This window comes from Guptibacillus hwajinpoensis (genome assembly GCF_005144865.1).
Taxonomy (GTDB): Bacteria; Bacillota; Bacilli; order Bacillales; family Guptibacillaceae; genus Guptibacillus; species Guptibacillus hwajinpoensis_A.
Genome location: NZ_SWFM01000003.1, coordinates 89,476 through 114,453 on the forward strand (window position 1 = coordinate 89,476; position 24,978 = coordinate 114,453).

Consider the following 24,978-nt stretch of genomic DNA (forward strand, 5'->3'; position numbering starts at 1 on the left):
GATTGATTGAGAATCTATTATTCGCTACAGTTAGAATAATCCTAACTTTAAAAGGAAGTGTACATATGTCTATTACAGACTTAAGCGCTAGAGAAATGGCACATCGAATATCCACTAGAGAACTATCACCAGTAGATGTTATTACTAGTCATCTTGAACGAATTAGACATCTCAATCCAAAGTTAAATATGTTCATTACTGTATTCGAAAAAGAAGCTCTACAAGAAGCTCAACTTGCTGAAGAGCTTCTTATGAAAGGTGAATCAATCGGTCCCCTTCATGGTGTGCCGATTGCTATTAAAGATCTCACGCCTGTGATCGATAGGCGTACTACATTTGGATCAACTCTTTTCCAAGATCACTTAGCAACACATGAGCCAACCATCGTGAAACGAATCAAAAAAGCAGGCGCTATTATTATAGGCAAAACAAACACTCCAGAATTTGGCCATAAAGGAACAACCGATAACCAGATATTAGGACCCGCCAAAAATCCATGGAATTCATTGTTAACTGCTGGTGGGTCTAGCGGAGGATCCGCAGCAGCTGTTGCCAGTAAATGCGTGCCTATAGCTGAAGGTAGCGATGGGGGAGGCTCGATTCGAATTCCTTCAAGTCTTAACGGGATCATTGGGTTAAAACCAACATTTGGACGAGTCCCATTTGATAGCTCTCCTATTAATCGCTTTGGGACAACACAACCGTTTGTCCACTATGGTCCAATGAGTCGAACAACTGAGGACGCAGCCCTCCTCCTTTCAATAATGCAAGGCTACGAACCGAACGACCCTTTTTCTGTTCCATTACCTGAAGAACATCTACTAAATGAACTTTCAAATGGTGTAAAAGGGCTAACTTTTGCCTATACAGAAGATTTTGGCTTGTATCCATGTGACCCTATAGTAAAAGCACAAATAGAAGATACTATTGAAATCTTAAGAAAGCATGGTGCGAAGGTCGAAAAGGTTCCCATTCAATTTGATATGAAGTTAGAAGAGCTTATATCTTTCTTTAATAAAATGTGGTATGCAGGACTTGCCTCAGCTTATGGCCCTCTGTTCGATCAGTTTCCACAACAGTTTAGCGCATCTGTTTCAGAGATGATCAAAGCTGGAAGAGAGTTAAGTGCCGTTGAGCTTCGTGAAACTGAAATCCAACGTACGATTGTATGGAATACCTTGCAAAGTGAACTTAATCACTATGATGCCATTCTTTCACCAGTATTAGGTGTACCTGCTTTTCCATACACCAGCGAAGGACCAGCTTCGATAAATGGTAGGACCACTTCACCAATCTCTGATTGGATGATGACGCAACTATACAACTGCACTGGACATCCCGCTATTTCAATCCCAGCAGGATTAACTTCGGAAGGATTACCCGTTGGTTTGCAAGCCGCAACAACTAAATTTAATGATAGCTTACTACTTCAAATCGCACGAACAGTTGAGTTAGAAAAGGGTTTCCCCACTCCTTTACTTTACTAAACTTTCTCCCAAAAAATAAAAAGCCGGACACTAAGTCCGGCTTCAGTAAATATAAGCGCTTTCATTTTAGAGAAAATTTTAAACCCATTTAGAAATGGTTTTTGCATATTCGTTCAATTCATTTTCATTAAAAAACAATGAAATCTCACGTTCTGCACTTGTTGGAGAGTCTGAACCATGAATAACATTCATGCTAACTTGAACACCGTAATCTCCACGAATAGTACCAGGATTTGCATCTTTTGGATTCGTTGCTCCCATCATTGTACGAGCAGTTGAGATCACATTGTCACCTTCCCATACCATTGCAAAAACAGGTCCTGATGTGATGAAGTCTACAAGCTCACCGAAGAATGGGCGTTCTTTATGTTCACCATAATGGTTTTCTGCAAGATCTTTTGAAACCGTCATCAATTTTGCACCTACTAAATTAAAGCCCTTCTTTTCAAAGCGCGAAACAATTTCACCAATCAAGTTACGTTGCACGCCATCAGGCTTAACCATTAGAAATGTCTTTTCCATGAAAATCTCCTCACCTTCAACAAAGTATATGTACAGGGCAGAAAGCGTTTTTCTGCCCTTCAAAATTCTATCAAATATTCGCAAAAATAACAACATTTCCTTTTAATGTTTTCTTTTACCGATATATTCTGCAATTTGTCTAAGTGAAGTTGTAGCAGACTGTGCTGGAAGCTGCTCAAGTTCATTGAAGGCTTTCTGTAGATAGCGATCACTAATTCGCTGTGAGAATTCAATACCACCTGAGGACTTTACAATCGAAATAACTTGATTGACCTTTTCTTGTGAGGTATTTAATTCTTTAGAGAAAATGTTCATGATTTCACGTTTCATGTTTCCTTGATTCATCGCGTAGAGAACTGGCAAAGTTATATTACCCTGTAGTAAGTCCCCACCAGCTGGTTTGCCAAGTTCTTTAACAGTTCCAGTATAATCTAGGATATCATCCGTTATTTGATATGACATGCCTACATAATAGCCAAATTGTTTAAGATGTTGTTGTTCTGCCTTCGATGCTCCTGCAGCTACAGCACCTAATTCACATGAAGTAGCAATCAGGAGAGCTGTCTTCCGTTTAATCCTTCGAAAATAATCTCTTACATTTTGATCCCAATTGAATTGGTCTTTTATCTGTTCTATTTCTCCAATGCTCATCTCTAGAATGGCATTGGATAAGATGGTATTTGCCGCTGGATCTTTAAGCTCTGTGACAAGTTCAACCGCACGCGCAAAAATATAATCTCCTGTATACATGGCAACACGGTTGTCCCATTTTGCTTTGATCGTTTTCGTGCCGCGCCTCATCTCAGCATCATCAATAACATCATCATGTACGAGTGAAGCCATGTGAATTAATTCAAGCGCAACTGCAACATTTTTCATAAGTACTAAATTATAATCTCCGAACTTTCCTGAAAGCAAAACGAAAACAGGACGGATTCGTTTCCCTCCCGCTTTTAATAGGTGGTTAGAAGCGTCACGTAGAACAGGATGATGAGCATTCACTGTCTGCTCCAATTCGGATTCAATAAAGGATAAATCTTTTTTTAAGGAAGCGTATATCGTTTTTAATTTCATGAGATCCACCTAACTGATTATCACAAAATATCTGTTGTCTTTTTATGTTTGAATTGCTTTAAACCCTCTATGCATTGCGGCAACTCCACCAGAATATGGCTTAACATCTACACGACTAAATCCATTCTTAAAGAAAAGCTGCTTTAACTCATCTCTACCAGGAAACGTGCTCGCTGATTCTTGCAACCAGGAGTACTCTTCGTAGCTTTTCGCTAACATTTTCCCAAGAACCGGCATGACATGTTTGAAATACCCATAGTACACCTGTCGAAAAACAGGAATAGTTGGCTGAGATGTTTCAAGACAAACAACTTGACCACCAGGTTTCACCACTCGATGCATTTCTTTAATGACCTGATCGTAATCGGGGACATTTCTGAGACCGAAACCTATAGTCACATAATCAAAAAAATTGTCTTCAAACGGTAAATTCATCGCATTACCGTGAAGGAGAGTAACATTCTCTCTTTTCTTTTCCTCGACCTTTTTTTTGCCGACTTCTAGCATGTTTTCGCTAAAATCAAGCCCTATAGCACTTCCGCTTTCTCCAACAGCTTCACCCATAGCAAGTGTCCAATCCGCTGTACCACAGCAAACATCGAGTGCAGATGCCCCTTTTTGAACATTCATTAAACGCATTGTATCCTTGCGCCAGGCTTTATGACGTTGAAAACTAATAACCGAATTCATGACATCATAGCGTTTTGATATCGTTTGAAAAACATTGTGTACGCGTTCTTCTTTAGATGTAGTCATGCCTTATCCCTCTTCCGCCAATTTCTCTTCCGGTATTCCTATGATTCCCCAATTATATTCGAGTCGATTTTGAAACCAACGATGTAGTTCTGAATAATGCTGACAAAGAAAATCAATTTCTTTTTTTGCATGTCCCACATATGAGTCCAAAACGGTTCTCGCTTTTGATGCTTGCTGATCAGATGTTAGCTTAGATTCTTTAACAGATAATAGAGTTAAAGCAATCTTTTGTAGCAAATTAGAACTAGAATGAATTAAACCCTGCTTTCGTTCAAGAAGGAGACGATTCATATAGAAATACTGCATACCAAACGTCTTCCAGTTATCAAGCCCGTAATGTTCAGCTACTTTTCTAACTAGAATGGATTCGATTTCCTTTAAATTATCAAATATCGGTTCAACCGTACGATGATTTGTTTGATAAAAGGACATTTTGGCTTCATTGATTTCTTGAATTGCTTCAGATAATGTACGAATCAGCTCATTATCATGCCATTTAGAAAGGATATGGTAATACATGCTACTAAAGTAGTCTCCCGCTAAAACGGTTAACTGACGATTTTTCCTTTCATTCTCATTGGTAACATCATCGAGCGAAATTAGTTCATGCGTATCAAGTGCAATTTGCACAAGCATGATAGATAGAAGAGTATCTTCCTTCCTTTTTCGTTCAAGCTTGGTTTGTTCTAGCATGCCATAGAACACATATAGCCTCTCTTCATCAATAATTGGAAAATCGATAAATTGAAGCAAATATGAATGGGATAGGCGAGACTGCAGCATGTCCCGAACTCCAGCTATTTGTTTATATGTGGTTTCCTTTGGATTTGTCATATCCCATACCCCTTACATGTCTTCCAATTAGAAAAATTTAGCTTCCCATCAAACTATGGAAGCCCCTGTTTTTCTTATACTTTAATCCAACTCGTAACAAGTTCATAAAGTATAAAATATGTATTTACTCTTAGTATAGCACAATAAGCCCCTAGCTAAAACGTGACTTACTCCGTTCTTTAAAACAAAGAAAAGCAGGTTCCTACCTCCTGCTTTACTCTTCTGTACTTATTTCACCGTGCTCTGTTTGAATAACTGCTTTTCCTCTTACTTTAACGGCAGATGTATGTTCAGTAAACTGAGCAATCATCACTTCACCTTTATCAAGCTTTTCTGAATGATGAAACCTCGTATCAGAACCACGTGTTAAACCTATGACATTAACGCCATTCTCTAGGGCTTTAATTACAAAGAAATCAGTACTTTCACTTTTCATAGTTATCACTCCGCTTAACAGAATTAACCCTTAATAAGGCCAAGTACTTCAGAACGCGCTGCTGCATCACTTTCAAAAACGCCTCTTACAGCAGATGTAACAGTAGATGATCCAGGCTTCTTAACACCTCTCATCGTCATACACATATGCTCTGCTTCCACTACTACCATAACTCCATGAGGCTCTAGAGTCTCTACCATCGAATTAGCAATGGTTGAGGTAATACGCTCTTGAAGTTGTGGTCGTTTTGTTACAGACTCGACGGCTCTTGCAAGCTTACTTAGTCCTGTTACCTTTCCACCTTTAGGTATGTATGCTACATGTGCTTTCCCGAAGAAAGGAACAAGATGATGCTCACAAGTTGAATAGAATGGAATATCCTTCACAAGCACTAACTCTTCGTGGTCTTCTCCAAAAATGGTTTGGAAATGTTCCTTAGGATCTTGATGAAGTCCCTGAAAGATTTCTTCATACATTCTTGCAACTCGTTTTGGAGTATCTAATAATCCTTCACGCTCTGGGTCTTCTCCTATTGCTTCAAGAATCATTTTAACTGCTTCTTGTATTTTATCATGATTAACTTCGTACATGGTTGTTACTCCTCCATTCAGGGCCTTTAATACCTATGAAGATTCTAGCATAAGGTGAAAAAGTTAGCAAAAAAGAAGAGCCGCAGGATGTGCGGCTCTTCTTTGCCCTATGTATTTCTTACTTCACTGCATCCTTAAGGGCTTTACCAGGTTTAAATGCAGGAACCTTACTTGCAGCGATTTCGATCTCTTCGCCAGTTTGAGGATTACGCCCTTTACGAGCAGAACGCTCACGGACTTCAAAGTTACCAAAACCAATTAGTTGAACTTTGTCACCCTCTTGCAAGGATTGCATAATGTTATCAAAAACTGAGTCAACAGCTTTTGTCGCTTCTTTTTTAGAAAGCTCTGCAGATTCTGCAACAGCATTGATTAGATCTGTCTTGTTCATTCTGTTCACCTCCTCTCAAGAGAGATGGATAATTACATTCATTCACTTATTGACCAATATTTATACGTTGCAATGCACGTTTAGTACGTTTGCAAGCCCTATATTATACGAAGATGCGAAAGAATTCAATACGTTTGTCTTGATTTCAGCTAATTTTCGATGATTTTTTACTTATTATCTGCTTAAAGTCCCATTTGTAAACGCTGTACTGTGCATTTTAAGGAGAATAGTTTATTCATTCAACTCCCTAACTTTATAGGGTTTCACACAATAAACGGTTCCCGCTCCAATCAGCTAAGAGTGGTCCTTTTTACAAAAAATCGTTCAAAAGAAACAAAAATGGATCATTCTATTCTCTGAACAGTAGCGTAAATCAACCGCTTTATTGCTACAATTCCTACGAAAAGAGCCTTCTAATATCTAAATAGTAGTACCCAATTTTTATTTAACTTTAAACCAAAACTCAAAAAAACTGACTCCATATAGCGGAGTCAGCTAAGTTATAGTATGATCGCAATTAATCCTCCTGAACCTTCGTTAATAATGCGTTCAAGCGTTTCCTTTAGTTTATAACGAGCATTTTCTGGCATTAATCCCAATTTCGCCTGAATACCTTCCCTCACAATTGAATTCAGTGAACGTCCGAAAATATCTGAATTCCAAATTGAAAGCGGATCCTCTTCAAAGTCTTGCATAAGATAACGAACTAGTTCCTCGCTTTGTTTCTCAGTGCCAATAATAGGTGCGAATTCTGACTCTACATCAACTTTAATCATATGAATTGACGGAGCTACAGCTTTCAGTCTTACACCAAACCTTGAACCTTGTCGTATAATCTCTGGCTCATCTAGGCTCATATCTTCTATTGCAGGTGCAGCTATACCATAACCGGTTTGCTTTACCATGCGAAGTGCCTCTGATACATGATCATATTCAGCCTTTGCAAAAGCAAATTCTTGCATAAGTTGAAGAAGATGATCCTTCCCTCTAATTTCAACTCCCACGACCTCTTTAAGAATTTGATCATACAAATCGTCTGGTGCATAGAGATCAATTTCTGCAATCCCTTGCCCCATTTCAATACCTGCGAGTCGTGCATCCTGGATAAATTCAAACTCTTCAAATTGTCCTACGACCCGATCAACATCCCTTAGGCGCTTAATATCTTTTACAGTTTCTCTAACAGATTCTTCATAATTTTGTCTGAGCCAATGATCTTGATGAAGCACCATTACCCAGCTTGGTAGGTTTACATTTACCTCCAATACAGGGAATTCATATAGCACTTCTCTTAGAACATTGTTGATATCATGCTCCGTCATACTTTCCACACTCAATGAAATAACCGGTATATCGTATTTGTGAGACAAATCTCCTCTTAATGCTTCTGTTTGTGGATGATGAGGATGGGCTGAGTTAACGATCATGATAAATGGCTTGCCCACTTCTTTTAATTCCTCTACTACTCTCTCCTCTGATTCCAAATAATCATGTCGCGCAATTTCACCTATTGATCCGTCAGTTGTAATGACAACACCAAGTGTAGAATGTTCCTGAATTACTTTTCTTGTACCGATTTCTGCTGCTTCCTGGAATGGAATTGGCTCTTCATACCAAGGTGTATTAATCATTCGTGGCCCATCTTCATCTTCGTATCCCTTTGCTCCAGGTACAGCATACCCAACACAATCCACAAGCCTTACATTGACATCAAGTCCATCTTCAACATGAATTTTAACTGCATGATTTGGTACGAATTTAGGCTCAGTTGTCATAATCGTACGGCCAGCAGCACTTTGTGGAAGTTCATCTTGAGCTCTTGCTCGATCTGAATCACTTTCCATATTAGGCAGTACGATAAGTTCCATGAACTTTTTAATAAATGTCGATTTTCCTGTTCGAACAGAACCTACTACTCCAAGGTATATATCTCCCCCTGTACGCTCTGCGATATCTTTGAAGATATCCACTCTCTCCACGTGATCGCCTCCTGAATTCCGTCTCACTGGACGAAATGATTCACTCTAGACCGCAGACTTTCTTGAACACTATCATTCTATGATGTTGTCCAACAAATATGACAGTTCATAGTAAAAGGATTTGATACAGCAGGTAAACTTTCTCTCCTCTATTAGAAATATCCATAAAAAAGTCCCTCCTCTTTTTAATAGTTGTATTGCTAAAGAGAAGGGAAAATACCTATTTCGTTAAAAAAACAGCTTTATCATTTTCAATTGTATATGGTACAGAAGTTACGGGAACGTAAAACGAATTATCTGCTAATAAATCCCTAATGTCGTCTCCATTCTTATACGGGTGGTCTGGGTTATTAACAATCGCTTTGTTGAGATCATCCCTATAATCTATATGTACTTCGCCATTCTCGTCTATGAAGAAAGAAAGTTGATCATTTGTGAATGGACTTATTATAGTTGGCTCCTCATCCATACCAAGCGCATCATAATCGATAGAATACCTGTCTTTTGCTAAAACATCTTTAAATGGTGGATACTTGTGGTTACGTCGGTAATCGTTCACTTGAAGCTGAAGATCTTTAACTTTATCCACTGTTACTAGATCAATTAATCTTACAGTTGGGTTTTCCTCAACATGAATCAACACATATTGAAAGACCCCACCATTTTCAAAAGAGTTTCCAGGTGCCTGTTGTAAAAAAGCAGGAACCAGTTTTTTGAAATCAACTGGATATTTTTGATAGATCGGTGTACCTTGATCTCTTGTTTTAATAGGCAGAATGGATTTATTCTCCTGATATTGCTCTACTGCCGATTGAACAGATTGAATCTGATCCGTATATGGAATTTGATTCTCGTTTTTTTGACTTTCAGGGTATAGACAACCTGAAAGAACGGCAACAAGGCATGTCCATACTAGCATTTGTGTTACTAATCGCTTCATTACACTCATTCCTTATTCAAGATTTCCTGTCTTAGTTAGTTGGACCTGTGAATACGACGAGTAGCATGAGTACTCCCGCAACAAACATGCACATATAAGCAAAGGCTGATACTAATACACGTAGAAACCCTTTTAATTTTGATCGGCTCAACATAATAGCCATAACGGCAATAAACATTAAACCAAGCGCAGACAGCGCTACCCACATTTTAATTAATGCTGGTGACATGATAATCCCCCTAGTCTTAGTAACTTGCACTGCCCATCATTATAACAAAACTTCATATGATTTACCTATAGCGGTTTTTACAATCCATAGACATCTTTCATATTCATTTAACATGACTCTTTTGGAGTCTCACCTGTCCCACTAGTCCCGCAGAATTCGAGCACCTTCCGCTCAGCTAAGTGTGATCCTTTCTACAAAAAATCTTTACAAAAGCAACAATCATTTAGAAAAGAGGCATTAAAATTAAATAACTTTTAGTTAACTAATTTGGCATCATTTCTCAAAAAACACTCAAAGTCCATAAGTAAAAAGCTGAAGAAAGGGGCTTTTCTTCAGCTTTGACTATATGGATTTCACTTTGAAGTGTGCTCATGCACATTGATGGTTCCTTATCAGTATATGTTCTTACTTGAAGGCGGTATGGTTGATTAGCCTATTTTTGAAACTCTTTTCCTATTTCTGGCTAAACAACTTAGATATGGACGAGAGGTCAAACGGAATGTTTTTATTCACAATGGCCTTCACAATCCGGTCTTCTTTTTCCTTCGAGACGTTTACGTTCGCAACGCGTGCAACATTTGCAATTAGCTTGCGCACCGTTTTTTCATCAGTAAAATCTGCGCCTTGGACCGAATTTGCCAATTTAAAGATGTCTTCCTTTTTTACATTCGTTTTCTTTTCTATGTTATCAAACAAATCGCTCACGCTGTTTCCTCCTTACCATTAACGTTCAACATAGTGTATGCAAGGAGGAATACTTCGTGCTTCGCCTATTTATAATTCTTTAGGATTTAATTCAAAACGATCTGCTAATAAAGATGTTAAGTCCTCTGTTTCATGAGTACGAAGACGTCCCATTAACTGGTCAACTCCATCTTTTGCAGCTTTGTTATTAAAGAGTACCTCAAATAAAACAGATGTAATCGGCATCTCTACGTTCTGCTCTTTAGCAAGATAATGGGCCGCCTTTGTTGTACGAACACCTTCTACAACCATGCCCATGTTTTCTAAAACTTCATCAAGGTTGTTTCCTTTACCTAGAAGGTTTCCAGCACGCCAGTTACGGCTATGTACACTAGTGCATGTAACAACTAGATCACCTATTCCCGTAAGCCCCATAAACGTTAATGGGTTTGCGCCCATAGCTGCTCCAAGTCTTGCAATTTCCGCTAGCCCCCTCGTAATGAGAGCTGCTTTTGCATTATCACCATAACCAAGACCATCAGATAAGCCTGCTCCTAAAGCAATGATGTTCTTCAAAGCTCCTCCGAGTTCTACTCCAATGATGTCATGGTTTGTATAAACACGGAAATTTGAGTTCATAAAAAGATCCTGAACATACTCAGCTTCTTTAATTGATTTAGAAGATACAGTAACTGTAGTTGGGTGACGAAGGCTCACTTCCTCAGCGTGACTAGGACCAGATAACACAACTACTGCTTTACGAAGATCTTCTGGGATTTCTTCCTCAATCACTTCAGAAATACGTTTTGAGGTCTCTGGCTCAATTCCTTTACTTGCATGAATAATTGTCACTGGTTTGGTCAAATAAGTCTTAAGCTCTGGTAATACTTCTCGAAGTGCTTTAGTTGGAGTCACGAGTAATATCGCTTCTGAATCCTTAACACTTTCCTCAAGTGAACTCGTCGCTTTAATTCGATCAGATAATGTAATACCAGGCAAATACTTTTCATTTGAATGCTTCTCATTCACCTCTTTAGCAAGATCTTCTCTTCTTGCCCAGAGTTTAACCTCATGATTGTTGTCTGCTAGTACGATTGCAAGAGCCGTTCCCCAGCTACCTGCGCCTACTACTGATATAGTCGCCATTGAACTTCCTCCCTACTGCTCGACCTTTTGACCGAGCTTGCTTTCAGTCCCAGAAACCAAACGTTTCACATTTGTACGATGTCTCCATACAGAAACAACTGCTAGGATCGTCCCTAACCAAATATATGAAGCTGGATATCCGCCTAGCAAGAAGATAAATGCTGGAGTTAACACTACAAAAATCAACGACCCGAGTGATACAAACCTAGTAATAAAAATAGAAAGAATTGCGATAATTCCTGCATATAAAGATGGCAGAAAAGCAAGTGTGGCAAACACTCCTATTGTTGTTGCCACACCTTTCCCACCTCTAAATCCAAAGAATACAGGCCAATTATGACCAATGATTGCACTTATTCCCGCAAGGAAAGGGACGATTGGTTCACTAGAGAACCAATACCCTAACCAGACAGCAAGTATGCCTTTAACTACATCTAGAATAAGAACTGCAATAGCAGGACCTGTTCCTAGTACCCTAAGTGTGTTTGTCGCTCCTGCATTACCGCTTCCATGATCTCGTATATCTATTTTTTTAACAATTCGAGCTATTAAATAACTGAAACTAACCGAACCAAGCAGGTAAGCAGCAATGCATATCAGGATCGCGATCATGTCATTTCCCCCTTCGTATTAGCATGACTCCCCCTGTAAAAAGAAAGAGATACTATTCGCTTTTTCTGCGAGCAAAAATGCGAAGTGGCGTACCCTGGAAACCAAACGTTTCACGAATGCGATTTTCTAAGAAACGACGGTAAGAGAAATGCATTAGTTCTGGATCATTTACAAAGAGAACGATCGTTGGTGGCTTAACAGCGACTTGTGTCGCATAGTTAATCTTCAATCGTTTACCATTATCTGTTGGTGTAGGGTTCATTGCCACAGAATCCATAATTAATTCATTTAGAACGTTAGTCTTCACTCGAAGAGCATGGTTCTCAGCAACAGTATTCACGACTGGTAACAACGTGTGAAGACGTTGCTTAGTTTTAGCAGATAAGAAAACAATTGGTGCATAGCTAAGGAATAAGAAGTGATCGCGAATTTTCTGTTCAAAGACACGCATCGTCTTCTCATCTTTTTCAACAGCATCCCACTTGTTGACTACGATAACGACCGCTTTCCCCGCTTCGTGTGCATAACCTGCCACTTTCTTATCCTGTTCAATAATGCCCTCTTCACCATCGATAACGACAAGGACGACGTCAGAACGTTCAATACCTCTCATCGCTCGGAGTACACTGTACTTCTCAGTCGTTTCATAGATCTTCCCGCGCTTTCTCATTCCAGCGGTATCAATGATAACGTAATCTTGTCCATCTCTTGTAAACATTGAGTCAATTGCATCTCTAGTTGTTCCAGCAATGTCACTAACGATTACTCTTTCTTCTCCTAGGATGGTATTAACAAGAGAAGATTTCCCAACATTAGGACGACCTATTAACGAGAATTTAATTGTACCTTCATCATATTCTTCTTCATTATCTTCTGGGAAAGATTTAAATACTTCATCTAAAAGGTCACCTAGACCAAGTCCATGTGAGCCTGATATGCCATACGGAGTACCAAATCCTAATGAATAGAAATCATAAACGAGCGTCTGCTGTTCAGGATTATCGACTTTATTAACTGCGAGAACAACTGGTTTATTAGAACGATAAAGAATCTTAGCCACTTCTTCATCTGCGTTCGATATACCATCACGGCCATTTACCATGAAAATAATAACATCAGCTTCATCAATAGCTATTTCAGCTTGATAACGAATTTGCGAAAGAAATGGTTCGTCACCTATTTCAATACCACCTGTATCTATGATATTAAATTCGCGGTTTAACCATTCACCGGTGCTATAAATACGATCTCGTGTTACTCCTGGTGTATCTTCTACAATCGAGACCCTTTCTCCTACTATACGATTAAAAATGGTCGATTTCCCAACATTTGGTCGACCTACTATTGCGACAACTGGTTTTGTCATTTATGTGCACGCCCTTTCTAAAAAACTATCTAAGCTTAACTCCAGAAAGTCGTGGACAAACTTTCCAGCAGTTCATTGTAAAAAACCCTCCTCTATAAGAAGGGCATAGTCTTCGATAGCTTTTATATCTTATCAAAAAAGCAACCAATGAACAACAGAGGAAAATGAATCTTCCTACAGTGGTTCTTTTTTCAGCTAGTGTTTCACGATAATATATACATCGTTACTTAACTTATGAGCAATCCCATCTAGTATAGCTTCAAGGTCAGCTGCTACCTGATCCATTTCATCTTTCGTTTCACACACAAACACGTTTGCACCAACTGGTACTTTACTCACCGAAAGAGTTACAGCAGCTAGAATCAACTTCTCTAGAGTCACGATTGTCCACTCCCTTTTTCTTTTGTTTCAGTCGGCATTCTAATCGCATTCTCTAGAGTTGGCACTTGTGAAATAACTTTCATTGCGAGGTCAGCGCTTTTGTTTTGCGGAAGAATGAAAATACCTATTCGACCATCATCCAAATCCCTTTTGATTAGTGGAACCAAAGCAGGAGTTCCAGAATCACGATACACACCAAGAGAGATGGCAAGATCGTGAAGTATGGCTTGCCGTTGCCCTAGATTCCCGATTGTCGAGCGAGCATCAAAATTCTTTGGCTTAATAACAAAACCTAACCCATGTTCCAGAATTTCTTTTTGCCTTACTGGAATCCCTATGTTCATAATATAAATATTATCGACATATAAACCTGCACCATCAAATGATACAGTAGCCTGCTCGACATCTGATATTTTCCCTAATCTACTTCCAGTCATATATTTCTTAGCAACTAAAAATGCAAGAAATGCTGCTACACACGCAGCCCATATATTGATGGAGAGGTATGCTAATGAAGATACAAACGAAATAAATATCACAAGATAGTTACGTCCTTCAAATGTAACTGCAATTCCTTCAATATACGATGCGCCCCTTGGAACAAGCTCTAGCGAATCCATTTCAGTTAGTGTTTTCCTTTCCATGTTTCTTACTTCCCTAAATTGTGAAGCGGCCAAAGTAAGGAAAGTTACAGCAGTAAATTCCTCCTCCATAATTGAGGGCACAACTAATGCACCTAGCGATGCAGCAATAAACCCAAGCGCAAGATGGATAATCATTCCGTGTGGATAGGTCGGATATTGACGATAATCAGTACGGAACATATAAATACGCGCTAATGTACCAACCGTAACGCCAAATAGAATTGAGAAAGTATACTCATTCATGAGTATCCACGCCTTTCTTGATGTTTTTTAACAAGCTTTTCTAAGTGTGCCGTTAACTGCACAAAATAATGCCAAACGACAGTACTCATAATAGAGATGGCTAGGATATCGAACGAACCTAATTCACCAGCCACCCTAATGATACCCATCTGATGAAATAAGGTAGAAAGAATGACCTCACCGTGTACAACCCCTAGGAGCAAGAGTGCACATCTCTCAGCAGAGCTATGAAGTGAAATATGAATGATAATGAATAAGACCGCTGATACGGACCATTTCGTATACAAATATGTAAAAACTGGGTCGTATATTGAAAACAACTCAATTGATGTATACGCTGCTGTTACTATAAGCATTATGATGACGGCGTATGATCTAGTTACTTGCATGTGTGTTAACAAAACGTGATATCCATAAATCAATGCCAATAGAAATAGTCCAGTAATTGTGTAGTCCATTATTTGAAACTCCAGATTCACACTACAAATCGCAAGCAATAAAACAAACGCTATGTGATTTCTTTTGTTCGACGCTTTAATAAAGAAAACAGTTATTACGATTCCCATCCAGGCAAACCATAGAAAAAACGCGCCATCCACGCTAATCTCCTCCTTTCATTATGATCAGTATGGGATGATTTAGTGATGTATAGACTAAAAATTTTCAAATGCATAACTTTTAATCATTTCTTTCATGCTAAGAAAGAGAAGAATTTAAGAAAAAGGAGTGAGGATGATGGGTAAAGATCGTCAGGAGAAAAAGCTAAAGAAGTCAAGAAAAGTCGAGTCAGATCGTGATCAATCACTTGAAAACCGTGGAGCAACTACAATTGAAGGACCTACTGAAGCAAGAAAAAGGAATGGTTTACAGTAGAAAAAACTTTTATCGGAGCTCCTTGGAAGTAAGGCATAAAAAAGGCTTTTTCGTAGACATTGTTGCTATAAAAGTGAGAGGTATTTCCGCTCCAATTAGCTAAGTGTGGTTCTTTATACAAAACTTCTTTCAAAAGCAACACTCTTTTAGAAAAGAGCCTTTAGAAAAGAGCCAAAAAAAGCTTTCTGCCAAAGGCAGAAAGCTTTTCATTACTTATTTATACTTTTTTAGTTGATCGCCGATCATATCGCCAAGTGAGAATGGTGAGTTTCCATCGCTCTCTTTTTGATACTCTTCAACTTCACTTGAAACTTGCTCAGTTTCAAGGACCTTAATACTTAATGAAATACGCTTCTCATCAAGGTTAACATCAAGGACTTTCACTCGAACGGTTTCCCCTTCAGAAAGAACTTCCTGAGGTGTACCGATATGCTTGTTCGATATTTCGGAGATATGAACAAGACCCTCAACGCCAGGAGCTACTTCTACGAAAGCACCAAAGCTAACGAGACGCTTTACTGTACCTTCAATTTCATCGCCAGCATTAAGACTGCCTTTTACTTCTTCCCACGGTCCTGGGAGTGTTTCTTTAATGGATAATGAAATTCGTTCGTTGTCACGGTCAACGGATAAAATCTTAACATTTACCTGTTGTCCTTCTGAAACAACTTCAGATGGTGTTTCGACGCGATGATGTGCCATCTGAGAAATATGAACAAGTCCATCTACTCCACCGATGTCTACAAAAGCACCAAAGTCTGTCAATCGCTGAACAGTACCTTCAACTACTTGTCCTGCTTGAAGAGATGCAAGTGTTTCTTGTTTCTTATGATCCGCTTCTTGCTCAAGCACTGCACGATGTGACAGAATTACTTTTGCTTTCTCAGGATCAAATTCAACAATTTTGACACTCAGGTTTTTACCTTTGTAATCTGAAAAATCCTCGACGTAATGTCTTTCAACAAGAGATGCTGGAATAAATCCGCGTACACCAAGGTCAACGACAAGGCCTCCCTTAACAACGTCGGCAATCTCAACATCAAATGCTACTGAATTCTCATATTTCTCTTGCAAAGCGTCCCACGCCTGGTCAGCCTCGACTGCTTTCTTAGAAAGCACTAGCTCATCTTCAGATACTTTGGTTACTTTAACTTCTATTTCATCACCTTCTGAGAGCACGTCACTGACTTTTTCGACGTGAAGGCTTGACAGCTCGCTGATTGGCAGCACTCCATCAACTTTAAAACCCACATCAACTGATGCATGTTTTTCTTCGACTTTAGAGACCTTACCAGTCACCACATCTCCAATTTCGAATGATTTGAACTCAGTCATTTCCTGATTCATCTCTTCACCCATTGACAAACTCCTCCTTCAATCCAAAAGAAATAAAACTTTTCGATATGATTTATAAAAGTCTTCCACTAGTTGCGAAAGAAATTTATTGAAAAGTTAAGCACCCTTTCCTCTAACTTTCACTAAAATTGACGGATTTGTCAAGTATCCTGACGTATTTATTTAAATTTTTTAACAATATTGAATTATTTATGATGTTTTTCGATAAGTTCTTGAATTTCTTGCATAATAGCCTGGGTTGCTTTTTTCGCTGCTCCCTGCTCTTGGCGAAGCGGAGATAAATCAACTGGCTTACCATATACGATCTTCAAACGACCAAAGGGCTTATATGAACCTTGTATTGCACAGGGCACAACAGTAACTTCAGGTCGAAGCGCAAAAAATCCAGCTCCTGAGAGACCTTCCCCTAACTTCCCATCCTTACTTCTAGTTCCTTCAGGAAAAAGACCTACGACACCACCGTCTTTCAAGATTTTCATCCCACTTCTCAATGCTTGCTTATCACTCATTCCCCTTTTAACAGGAAAAGCGCCTACTTTATAAATTAATTTACCAAGAACAGGTATAGTGAATAACTCTGACTTTGCCATAAAGCGAACATCTCTCGGACACATTGCTCCAACTAAAGGTGGATCAAGGTTATTAATATGGTTGGAGCAGAGCAATATCCCTCTATCTTTGGGGATATTCTCCTCACCTTCAACAGTCACTTTATTGAAAAGCTTGAAATAAATTCGAAATAAGCCTTTCCCTACTCCATATAAACTCACTTGATCAAGCCCTTTCTTTCGCTAATTGGAGAATGTAATCCACTACTTCGGAAATCGTCATTGAAGTTGTGTCAATTTCCTTTGCATCGTCCGCTTTCACAAGTGGGGCTACTTCTCGCTCAGAATCGCGCTTATCCCTTAATGCTATTTCATTCTTGATTGTGTCTAAGTCTGCTTCAATTCCCTTATCGATCAGCTCTTTATAACGTCGTGAGGCTCTTTCTTCAACCGAAGCAATTAGAAATACTTTTAGCTCTGAATTTGGGAGAACATGCGTACCAATATCTCGCCCATCCATTACTACTCCGCCTTTGTCAGCTAATAACTTCTGACGCTTAACCATTTCTTCTCTTACTTCGCTTTGTCTTGCAACGAATGAAACATTGTTCGTTACATTAAAAGAACGAATATCTGTTGTGACATCCTTGTTATCAAGTAGTACATGCTGTTCTTCTTCGCCAACTTGAAGATCTATAACTGTCTCATTTAAAAGTTCTTTAAGTAAAGGGCCGTTCTCTAGATCTACTTCTCTCTCAATTGCTTTATATGTTAACGCGCGATACATTGCACCCGTATCAATATAAAGAAATGAAAGGTAATCAGCTACTTGTCTAGCTACTGTACTTTTACCAGCTCCTGCAGGTCCATCTATTGCTATATTGATTCTCTTTTTCATGTAAATCTTGCCTCCACATTCCATTCATCAATCGTTATTTAAAAGAAAAACTCCAATTTAACATACAAAAAAAGCAGGGATTCCTGCTTCTTTGTATACCAAAAAGGTCATATTTATCATAACACAAGACCTATTTTCGGTCTATTGACTATTGGCGTGTAGTGATTGGCGGCAACCCCTTTACAACACCTTCATAATAGAGTGCTTTGCTAAGATAGATCCGAAAATCATCTTGAGTGAGGAGGACCTGCGAAATGAACAAAAAGATAAATTGAATCGTGATTAACTTGATTAGCAACCTTTCAACTTTCGCCATTTCCGCTCCCCAACTCCTTTATTACATCGTATTGTAATTCATTTCTGTACCATCCATTTTCTCAACTCGTTCTTCCCGACCATTATCTGCATTAACGAAGATGCGATATGTTTCTTCTTCAATCGTACCCATAAATTCATAACATAATACTTCATCACCAAGGTCGTTTTTGATGATTCCAAGCCCTTCCTCCATGATTTGAACATTAGGATTGACTTTTTCTAACGCCTCGTCTCTTGTAATCGTGGGTTCAGTTACTTTTCTTTCATGATGGTTTGTGAGATATTCCAAGGATTCATATCCTGTGATATCACCATTATCAAGCGCAACTTTAATATGCACAGCATCTGGGTAAATCGATACATCCCCCTGTTGTGATATGAAAGTAAAAACCCCCATTTTGTCATATTGGCTGCTTTGTGATATTTCCATATTTGTGATGTCATGTTCCTTTAGAAAACTAGTAGCTTTGTTCGCTGCTTCATTTAAGCTGAGTTTTTGTTTACCGATCTTCCTATCCATTAGAATCCAGATCGGCTTTGCCCCTTTTTTTGTAACATCTAAATTCACACTAGATTTTTTGTCTGGATTCTCTATTGAAAGACTGTAGGCCTGGTATTTTGATTCTTTACCAGTTGTTGTGATATCTACTGACGCATTTTTATCAATGTCTAGAAAATCCATAACACGCTTCTTTGCTTCCTTTTCACTAAGTTCTTTACCCTTAATGTTTTTATAGAGATTTTCTTTCTTCTCATTCAATTGATTTATTTCAGGTCCCCAATTCACTTCACTGTAGCCTTCAACTTGTTTATCTACGGTTTTAAACCCATCTATGATGGTGTTGTCTTGAGGTTCTGACTCTGAAGCAAGTGCTAGTTCAACATCCATCCACCTTAAGTTGTGATCGATAACCATTGCTTGAACCTTTCTAAGCTCATTCTTTACGTCATTTGAATGATTGTGAAGTTTCTTAAGTGTCTCATATTCCTCATTCGAGAGAGGTCTCTCGTCAAGATCTCGTACTGCCACACGGTAACTAAATGACCCTATGTTTGATAGAAACTCTTCTGTTTTGTTAAATGGCATCAGCGTTAACGGGAGCTGACCAACGTCATTTTGTGCTTCTGAAGTCAAGCGCCATACCTCTGCTAACGCTGGTGATAAACTGCTTCTAGAGTTCATCGCTAATGTTGAACCAATTTTCTCTTCTAGTGCATCCATATGGAAGTTCAAATCGTGGAATGCACGTTGGTACGTATTTTCAGCATTTATTAACACTGCATTTTTCTCTTGATGCTCCTTATATCCCCAGTAGCCTGTACCAACAACACCGATTGCTAGTGCTCCGATAAGTATAGAACGAATCATATCTAACCACCTCCATTATTCACAGAATATATGTTTACCAATTTGTTTTATTTGCGGTCTCGTCCATATCCATCCCGAAGTGGCTGTATTTGGATTAAAGTAGTACAATGCCTCTCCTGTTGGGTCCCAACCATTAATCGCATCAATAACAGCCTCTTTCGCTCGTTCATTAGGAGTAAGCCATATCTGACCATCTGAAACTGCTGTAAAAGCTCGAGGTTCAAAGATCACACCTGAAACTGTGTTGGGAAATGAAGAGCTTTGTACACGATTAAGGATGACAGCCGCTACAGCCACTTGTCCTTCATATGGCTCACCTCTTGATTCACCATATACAGCATTCGCAATTAGTTTAATATCATTTTGTGAATAGCCTGAAGGAGTGTTTTTACCCTGAACGTTAGTGTTTGAGTCTTTAGACTTATTTCCAGAAGATTGAGCTGCATTAGGACTTTGGCCCTTATTTTGTTGTTTCTGAGCAGATGGATCATATTTAGTAGACTTATTTAACTTCGCTTTCATGTCAGGACCTACAAGCCCATCAACCTTCATCCCAAACTCATATTGAAAGTTTCGTACTGCCCAATAGGTCCCCCAACCAAACACGCCGTCAATAGCGCCAGTATAGAAACCAATATTCTTTAATCTAGCTTGAAGTTCGATGACATCCGTTCCTGTCGCTCCTTTTTGAATAATTTGATTTGAAAAAGCATCAACCTTATTTCCTGTATCAAGTACCGTGATAAGCGGGAGACATAGTAGCCCGGCTATCAGAGAGATTTTCAAGATACTAACTACCTTTCTCATGATGAGGACCTCCTGATCATTCTTTTTTCATATAGGTAGTTTTTGTAGCCTTAATCATTTTATACAACAATCCAATCAAAGTTTGCTCTTCTTCATTTAAACAAGGGTGTTTTGTAAAAGATTGTTGTTTTTAAAGGTTTTGAATTAAACACTACTCTTATAGCAAGCCTTAAACAAAAAAAAGATGCCATACTCGGCATCTTTTTGGTTCTTTATAGCATCCTCATATCTTTTGATTGGAGGAACTCAGCTTGATTCAAATCAGCGACCTTGATTTTTCTTAATCCGACAAACCATAATATGATCATAAATGGAATCATTAAATAAATCGTATTACTATTAACTTGAAGAACGAGATAATTGTACGTCCCATGAAACAAAAAAGGAACAAATAGTGAAAGCGAGATCCACTTTCCAATTCTGTTTTGCAACGTAAACTTTCCTCTTCCAAGATATGACCCCATCATTAATCCAAACAAAGCATGACTAGATACAGGAAGAAGGGCACGCCACCATGCTTCTTGAATACCGTAAGCGAATAGGTAGAACACATTCTCTACGGAAGCAAAACCAAGTGAAATCGCTACTCCATAAACAATCCCATCATAGAAGTCATTAAATTCAATATGAATGTACACAGTAAAATAGAATATAAACCACTTTAAAAACTCTTCAAGCAAACCAGACATCAGATAGGCCTGGCTAAATGGAGACTGCAAAAAATCCTCTACTTTAAATCCATGTTGGATCACCATTACTGGGAATACAAGCATCCCACCAAATACAAAGCTACGTACAACTGGTCCAATTGGCTCAGTTCCGTACTGATGCTGTTTGAGGTAGAAAAAACAAAGAAGCGCAATGCCCGGTGCTATTCCAGCAGTTATTGCGGCTAACATAGGCTTTCCTCATTTCTATCTGCACGTAATTAAAAAGACTGACTCATTTGTACCTATACTTTTATAATCGTATCATGTTACTTTATTTATGGATACAATTATTAGGAAAATGACGAGGTGACCCCATGAGCAAAATATTAATTATACATACGGGAGGAACCATTGCTATGGAGGAGAATAAAGAATCCGGTGCAGTAGCACCCGGAAAAGAAAATCCTCTAAATGCAACTCTCGAAAACCTATTAAGTGGTGTAGATGTGATTATTGATGATTTTCTCAACATTCCATCACCACATATGACCCCTGATATCATGTTTAAAATAGCTGAGAGAATTGAAACTAGAATCAGACAAGAACATATTAGCGGAGTCGTTATTTCGCATGGTACTGACACGCTTGAGGAAACAGCATATCTACTTGACCTAGTGCTTCAGACTGACTTACCTGTTGTGGTAACTGGAGCCATGCGTTCTAGTAATGAAATAGGATCAGACGGCCCCTATAATCTCATATCGTCAATCAAGGTTTCCTGCTGTGAAGAAGCGAAAGGAAAAGGGGTTCTTGTTGTATTAAATGATGAGATTCATACAGCAAAGAACGTAACGAAAACCCATACGAGCAACGTTTCTACCTTTCAAAGTCCTCAATATGGACCGATCGGTATTGTAACGAAGCAGCGCGTGTTCTTTCATCACACGTTAACAAATCGAGACCGTTACCATATTTCAGGTTTAACTAAGAAGGTGTTGCTTCTTAAAGCATATGCTGGAATGGACTCCCAACTTATTTTCGCAGCGGGTGAACTTGGTATTGATGGTATCGTGGTAGAAGCTCTTGGACAGGGTAACCTGCCCCCTGAGATGATGGAAGGGATAAGACACCTAAGAAAGAAAGGCATTGCTATCGTAATGGTTTCTCGCTGTTTTAATGGCATTGTCCAAGATGTTTATGGGTATAAAGGCGGGGGCAAAAAATTGAAAGAGCTCGGCGTTATTTTTTCAAACGGATTAAATGGTCAGAAAGCTCGATTGAAATTACTCGTTACACTTGAAGCAACAGAGAACCCAGAGGACTTACACAAGCTATTTCTACGTTAAATCGAGCATTATTATTTCCCATAAAAAAACCTACCTTATTCGGTAGGTTTTTTTGTTTTATTAATAATGGCATTTGCTATCATTGCACCATGAAGTCGACCATTCTCTATAAAAATTTCATTCGCATTGTTACCTGCAGCTATAACACCTGCAATGTAGCAATCTTCTACATTTGTTTCCATTGTTTTATCATCAAATGTAGGACGCCCACTTTTCTCGTCAATTTCAATACCAATCTTTGTAAGGAACGAATGATCAGGATGATAGCCGGTCATCGCAAAAACAAAATCATTCGGAATGGTTTTTTTCTTTCCATCGACTTCATAATCAATTTCCTTCTCACGGACTTCAATAAGGCTAGCATTAAATTCCATAGCTACTTTATTATTTCTTACGAGTGCTTCAAACTCAGGAAGAATCCACGGTTTGACACTTTTAGAGTAGTCGGCTCCTCTATACAAAATGGTAACTCTTGCTCCTGCCTTCTCAAGCTCTAATGCAGCATCCACTGCAGAATTCTTTCCACCAATTACGGCAATATCTTGATCAAAGTAAGGATGAGGCTCTTTAAAATAATGGAGAACTTTATCAAGTTCTTCTCCAGGAACACCCATATAGTTAGGGCTGTCATAATACCCGGTTGCAATAATTAGGCTCTTAGCATGATAAGTTACATTTTTAGATTCGTGAACTTTCTCTGTATGAATCACAAATCCATCTTCTTCTTTTTTTATTAAGTTAGCTTTTTCAAATGAGTGAATACGAAGACCCTTGCGCTTCGCTACGTCCCTATAATAAGCAAGTGCTTGATTCCTTTTTGGCTTTCGTTCTTCAATAATGAAAGGAACATCACCAATTTCAAGCTTTTCACTCGAACTAAAAAATGTTTGATGCGTTGGGTAATGATAAATTGCATTGACGATATTGCCTTTTTCAATTAGTAATGGGTCATAACCTTCATTCATTAATTCAATTGCTGCTGACATGCCACACGGCCCAGCACCAATAATGATTACTTGTTCTTTTCTCATTTCTACTCACTCCTGAACCTATCCATAAAAACTACAATTTCTAATCTCATTGTACGCATTCTAACAGAAAAATTCCCTACCTGAATGATAGGGAATTTTCATTGATTTAGCAACTAATTAAATCCAGCCTCTAAATCGAGATGCTTCAGCCATTTTACGAACACCAACCATATAAGCAGAAAGTCTCATATCTACTCGACGAGTTTCTGAAGTACGGTAAATTGAATTGAAAGCGTTAACCATCACTTTCTCGAGCTTTGCTTCAACTTCTTCTTCTGTCCAATAGTAACCTTGGTTGTTTTGAACCCATTCGAAGTATGATACTGTTACTCCTCCTGAACTTGCAAGTACATCTGGTACGAGTAGAATTCCACGCTCAGTTAAAATTTTTGTAGCTTCAATCGTTGTTGGACCATTTGCAGCTTCCACAACAATACTTGCTTTAATTTGATGAGCATTTTCTTCTGTAATCTGATTTTCAATAGCAGCTGGAACGAGAATATCACAATCAAGCTCAAGGAGTTCTTGGTTAGTAATTGTCTCTTTAAAGAGTTTCGTAACCGTTCCGAAGCTATCACGACGATCTAATAAATAATCGATATCAAGACCTTCTGGATCATGGAGGGCTCCATAAGCATCAGAAATACCTACGATTTTCGCTCCAGCGTCGTGCATAAACTTGGCTAGGAAGCTACCCGCATTTCCGAACCCTTGAATAACTATCCGAGCACCTTCTATCTTTATATCTTTCTTTTTGGCTGCTTCACGGATACAAATTGTAACCCCTTTTGCTGTAGCTGATTCTCTGCCGTGAGAACCGCCTAATACAAGTGGTTTACCTGTGATGAATCCTGGGGAATCGAATTCACGAATTCGACTATATTCATCCATCATCCAGGCCATAATTTGAGAATTCGTAAAAACATCTGGAGCTGGAATATCTTTTGTAGGACCAACGATTTGACTAATCGCTCGCACATAACCACGACTTAAGCGTTCAAGTTCTCTAAATGACATTTCACGCGGATCGCAAACGATGCCACCTTTACCTCCACCATAAGGAAGATCAACGATGCCTGCTTTTAAACTCATCCATACTGAGAGAGCTTTAACTTCCGTTTCAGTTACATCTGGATGGAAACGCACTCCACCCTTTGTTGGTCCAACAGAATCATTATGCTGAGCGCGATATCCTGTAAATATTTTCGTAGATCCATCATCCATACGAATTGGAATTCGGACTGTCATTAATCTCATTGGTTCTTTTAATAATTCATATACTTCACTTGGATAACCTAATTTATCAAGCGCTTCATGAATGACCGATTGTGTCGACTCTAATACATTCCGTTTCTTCTTTTTCCCTTGTCCATTATCTGTTTCGTTTTTGTCGACCATTGATTTACCTCCCATTACTGTGCACTTACTTGGTTGTTTTTTAGTTCGAAAGCCTTACAATTATGGCCCT

The 24,978-nt window shown here is 38.8% G+C and carries 29 protein-coding genes; 3 read left to right on the forward strand and 26 right to left on the reverse strand.

What is annotated here, in order from left to right; genetic code table 11:
- Positions 1 to 65 precede the first annotated feature (65 nt).
- Positions 66 to 1,487 (forward strand): amidase, encoded by a 1,422-nt coding sequence (locus FBF83_RS11280; RefSeq protein WP_136947272.1) that lies wholly within the window; start codon positions 66 to 68, stop codon positions 1,485 to 1,487.
- A 78-nt stretch (positions 1,488 to 1,565) separates the two neighbouring features.
- On the opposite strand, the gene ndk is transcribed toward FBF83_RS11280, so the two are convergent.
- The 17 genes from ndk to FBF83_RS11365 form a co-directional block, all read right to left on the reverse strand.
- Positions 1,566 to 2,009: a nucleoside-diphosphate kinase gene (gene ndk / locus FBF83_RS11285; protein WP_136947273.1), complete on the reverse strand. Its 444-nt coding sequence runs from the start codon at positions 2,007 to 2,009 to the stop codon at positions 1,566 to 1,568.
- 102 nt (positions 2,010 to 2,111) lie between these two features.
- Positions 2,112 to 3,083 carry a heptaprenyl diphosphate synthase component II gene (gene hepT / locus FBF83_RS11290; RefSeq protein WP_136947274.1) on the reverse strand — a complete coding sequence of 324 codons (972 nt, stop codon included), beginning with the start codon at positions 3,081 to 3,083 and terminating at the stop codon, positions 2,112 to 2,114.
- Between the two features lie 42 nt (positions 3,084 to 3,125).
- A complete protein-coding gene (locus FBF83_RS11295; RefSeq protein WP_136947275.1) occupies positions 3,126 to 3,839 on the reverse strand; it encodes a demethylmenaquinone methyltransferase in 714 nt (237 codons plus the stop codon).
- Between the two features lie 3 nt (positions 3,840 to 3,842).
- A complete protein-coding gene (locus tag FBF83_RS11300; protein ID WP_136947276.1) occupies positions 3,843 to 4,673 on the reverse strand; it encodes a heptaprenyl diphosphate synthase component 1 in 831 nt (276 codons plus the stop codon).
- A gap of 214 nt (positions 4,674 to 4,887) precedes the next feature.
- Positions 4,888 to 5,109, reverse strand: coding sequence for a trp RNA-binding attenuation protein MtrB (gene mtrB, locus FBF83_RS11305; RefSeq protein WP_048309234.1), 222 nt, complete (start codon positions 5,107 to 5,109; stop codon positions 4,888 to 4,890).
- Between the two features lie 23 nt (positions 5,110 to 5,132).
- Positions 5,133 to 5,699 (reverse strand): GTP cyclohydrolase I FolE, encoded by a 567-nt coding sequence (gene folE / locus FBF83_RS11310; protein WP_136947277.1) that lies wholly within the window; start codon positions 5,697 to 5,699, stop codon positions 5,133 to 5,135.
- Positions 5,700 to 5,817: 118 nt separating this feature from the next.
- On the reverse strand, positions 5,818 to 6,090 hold the full coding sequence (locus FBF83_RS11315; protein WP_048309232.1) for an HU family DNA-binding protein: 273 nt from the start codon (positions 6,088 to 6,090) through the stop codon (positions 5,818 to 5,820).
- A gap of 500 nt (positions 6,091 to 6,590) precedes the next feature.
- The gene (spoIVA, locus tag FBF83_RS11320) at positions 6,591 to 8,069 is read right to left on the reverse strand and encodes a stage IV sporulation protein A (RefSeq protein WP_136947278.1); all 1,479 of its coding nucleotides are present in this window, start codon (positions 8,067 to 8,069) and stop codon (positions 6,591 to 6,593) included.
- A 220-nt stretch (positions 8,070 to 8,289) separates the two neighbouring features.
- Complete coding sequence (locus FBF83_RS11325) at positions 8,290 to 9,009, reverse strand: hypothetical protein (protein ID WP_136947279.1); 720 nt, start codon at positions 9,007 to 9,009, stop codon at positions 8,290 to 8,292.
- 31 nt (positions 9,010 to 9,040) lie between these two features.
- A complete protein-coding gene (locus tag FBF83_RS11330) occupies positions 9,041 to 9,238 on the reverse strand; it encodes a DUF2768 domain-containing protein (protein ID WP_136947280.1) in 198 nt (65 codons plus the stop codon).
- Positions 9,239 to 9,691: 453 nt separating this feature from the next.
- Positions 9,692 to 9,943: a stage VI sporulation protein F gene (locus FBF83_RS11335; RefSeq protein WP_136947281.1), complete on the reverse strand. Its 252-nt coding sequence runs from the start codon at positions 9,941 to 9,943 to the stop codon at positions 9,692 to 9,694.
- Between the two features lie 69 nt (positions 9,944 to 10,012).
- The gene (locus FBF83_RS11340; protein WP_136947282.1) at positions 10,013 to 11,068 is read right to left on the reverse strand and encodes an NAD(P)H-dependent glycerol-3-phosphate dehydrogenase; all 1,056 of its coding nucleotides are present in this window, start codon (positions 11,066 to 11,068) and stop codon (positions 10,013 to 10,015) included.
- Between the two features lie 12 nt (positions 11,069 to 11,080).
- Positions 11,081 to 11,680 carry a glycerol-3-phosphate 1-O-acyltransferase PlsY gene (gene plsY / locus FBF83_RS11345; protein ID WP_136947283.1) on the reverse strand — a complete coding sequence of 200 codons (600 nt, stop codon included), beginning with the start codon at positions 11,678 to 11,680 and terminating at the stop codon, positions 11,081 to 11,083.
- Between the two features lie 52 nt (positions 11,681 to 11,732).
- Positions 11,733 to 13,046: a ribosome biogenesis GTPase Der gene (der, locus tag FBF83_RS11350; protein ID WP_136947284.1), complete on the reverse strand. Its 1,314-nt coding sequence runs from the start codon at positions 13,044 to 13,046 to the stop codon at positions 11,733 to 11,735.
- Positions 13,047 to 13,241: 195 nt separating this feature from the next.
- Positions 13,242 to 13,427 carry a capping complex subunit for YIEGIA gene (locus tag FBF83_RS11355; RefSeq protein ID WP_136947285.1) on the reverse strand — a complete coding sequence of 62 codons (186 nt, stop codon included), beginning with the start codon at positions 13,425 to 13,427 and terminating at the stop codon, positions 13,242 to 13,244.
- Positions 13,424 to 14,314 carry a YIEGIA family protein gene (locus FBF83_RS11360; RefSeq protein ID WP_136947286.1) on the reverse strand — a complete coding sequence of 297 codons (891 nt, stop codon included), beginning with the start codon at positions 14,312 to 14,314 and terminating at the stop codon, positions 13,424 to 13,426. Before FBF83_RS11360 ends, FBF83_RS11355 begins: the two co-directional genes overlap by 4 nt.
- Complete coding sequence (locus FBF83_RS11365) at positions 14,311 to 14,913, reverse strand: hypothetical protein (RefSeq protein WP_136947287.1); 603 nt, start codon at positions 14,911 to 14,913, stop codon at positions 14,311 to 14,313. Before FBF83_RS11365 ends, FBF83_RS11360 begins: the two co-directional genes overlap by 4 nt.
- A 136-nt stretch (positions 14,914 to 15,049) precedes the next feature.
- Between FBF83_RS11365 and FBF83_RS11370 the strand changes: the two genes are divergently transcribed.
- Positions 15,050 to 15,187, forward strand: a complete 138-nt coding sequence (locus FBF83_RS11370; RefSeq protein WP_136947288.1) for a YpzI family protein — start codon at positions 15,050 to 15,052, stop codon at positions 15,185 to 15,187.
- Positions 15,188 to 15,400: 213 nt separating this feature from the next.
- Here FBF83_RS11370 and rpsA read toward each other — a convergent pair whose 3' ends face one another.
- From rpsA to prsW, 7 genes are all read right to left on the reverse strand, one after another.
- A complete protein-coding gene (gene rpsA, locus FBF83_RS11375) occupies positions 15,401 to 16,546 on the reverse strand; it encodes a 30S ribosomal protein S1 (protein WP_136947289.1) in 1,146 nt (381 codons plus the stop codon).
- Positions 16,547 to 16,728: 182 nt separating this feature from the next.
- A complete protein-coding gene (locus tag FBF83_RS11380; RefSeq protein ID WP_136947290.1) occupies positions 16,729 to 17,313 on the reverse strand; it encodes a lysophospholipid acyltransferase family protein in 585 nt (194 codons plus the stop codon).
- 4 nt (positions 17,314 to 17,317) lie between these two features.
- Positions 17,318 to 17,989, reverse strand: a complete 672-nt coding sequence (gene cmk / locus FBF83_RS11385; protein ID WP_136947291.1) for a (d)CMP kinase — start codon at positions 17,987 to 17,989, stop codon at positions 17,318 to 17,320.
- 148 nt (positions 17,990 to 18,137) lie between these two features.
- Complete coding sequence (locus FBF83_RS20890) at positions 18,138 to 18,305, reverse strand: DUF5359 family protein (protein WP_169525402.1); 168 nt, start codon at positions 18,303 to 18,305, stop codon at positions 18,138 to 18,140.
- Positions 18,306 to 18,326: 21 nt separating this feature from the next.
- Positions 18,327 to 19,676 carry a germination protein YpeB gene (gene ypeB, locus FBF83_RS11390; protein ID WP_136947292.1) on the reverse strand — a complete coding sequence of 450 codons (1,350 nt, stop codon included), beginning with the start codon at positions 19,674 to 19,676 and terminating at the stop codon, positions 18,327 to 18,329.
- Between the two features lie 15 nt (positions 19,677 to 19,691).
- Positions 19,692 to 20,483 (reverse strand): spore cortex-lytic enzyme, encoded by a 792-nt coding sequence (gene sleB, locus FBF83_RS11395; RefSeq protein ID WP_136947293.1) that lies wholly within the window; start codon positions 20,481 to 20,483, stop codon positions 19,692 to 19,694.
- A 212-nt stretch (positions 20,484 to 20,695) separates the two neighbouring features.
- Positions 20,696 to 21,382: a glutamic-type intramembrane protease PrsW gene (gene prsW, locus FBF83_RS11400; protein ID WP_136947294.1), complete on the reverse strand. Its 687-nt coding sequence runs from the start codon at positions 21,380 to 21,382 to the stop codon at positions 20,696 to 20,698.
- Between the two features lie 125 nt (positions 21,383 to 21,507).
- On the opposite strand from prsW, the gene FBF83_RS11405 reads away from it, so the two are divergent.
- Entirely contained in the window at positions 21,508 to 22,479 is a 972-nt protein-coding gene (locus FBF83_RS11405; RefSeq protein WP_136947295.1) for an asparaginase, read from the forward strand.
- A 35-nt stretch (positions 22,480 to 22,514) separates the two neighbouring features.
- Here FBF83_RS11405 and FBF83_RS11410 read toward each other — a convergent pair whose 3' ends face one another.
- Positions 22,515 to 23,510 (reverse strand): YpdA family putative bacillithiol disulfide reductase, encoded by a 996-nt coding sequence (locus FBF83_RS11410; RefSeq protein ID WP_136947296.1) that lies wholly within the window; start codon positions 23,508 to 23,510, stop codon positions 22,515 to 22,517.
- Positions 23,511 to 23,627: 117 nt separating this feature from the next.
- Positions 23,628 to 24,908: a Glu/Leu/Phe/Val family dehydrogenase gene (locus FBF83_RS11415; RefSeq protein WP_136947297.1), complete on the reverse strand. Its 1,281-nt coding sequence runs from the start codon at positions 24,906 to 24,908 to the stop codon at positions 23,628 to 23,630.
- Positions 24,909 to 24,978: the final 70 nt, after the last annotated feature.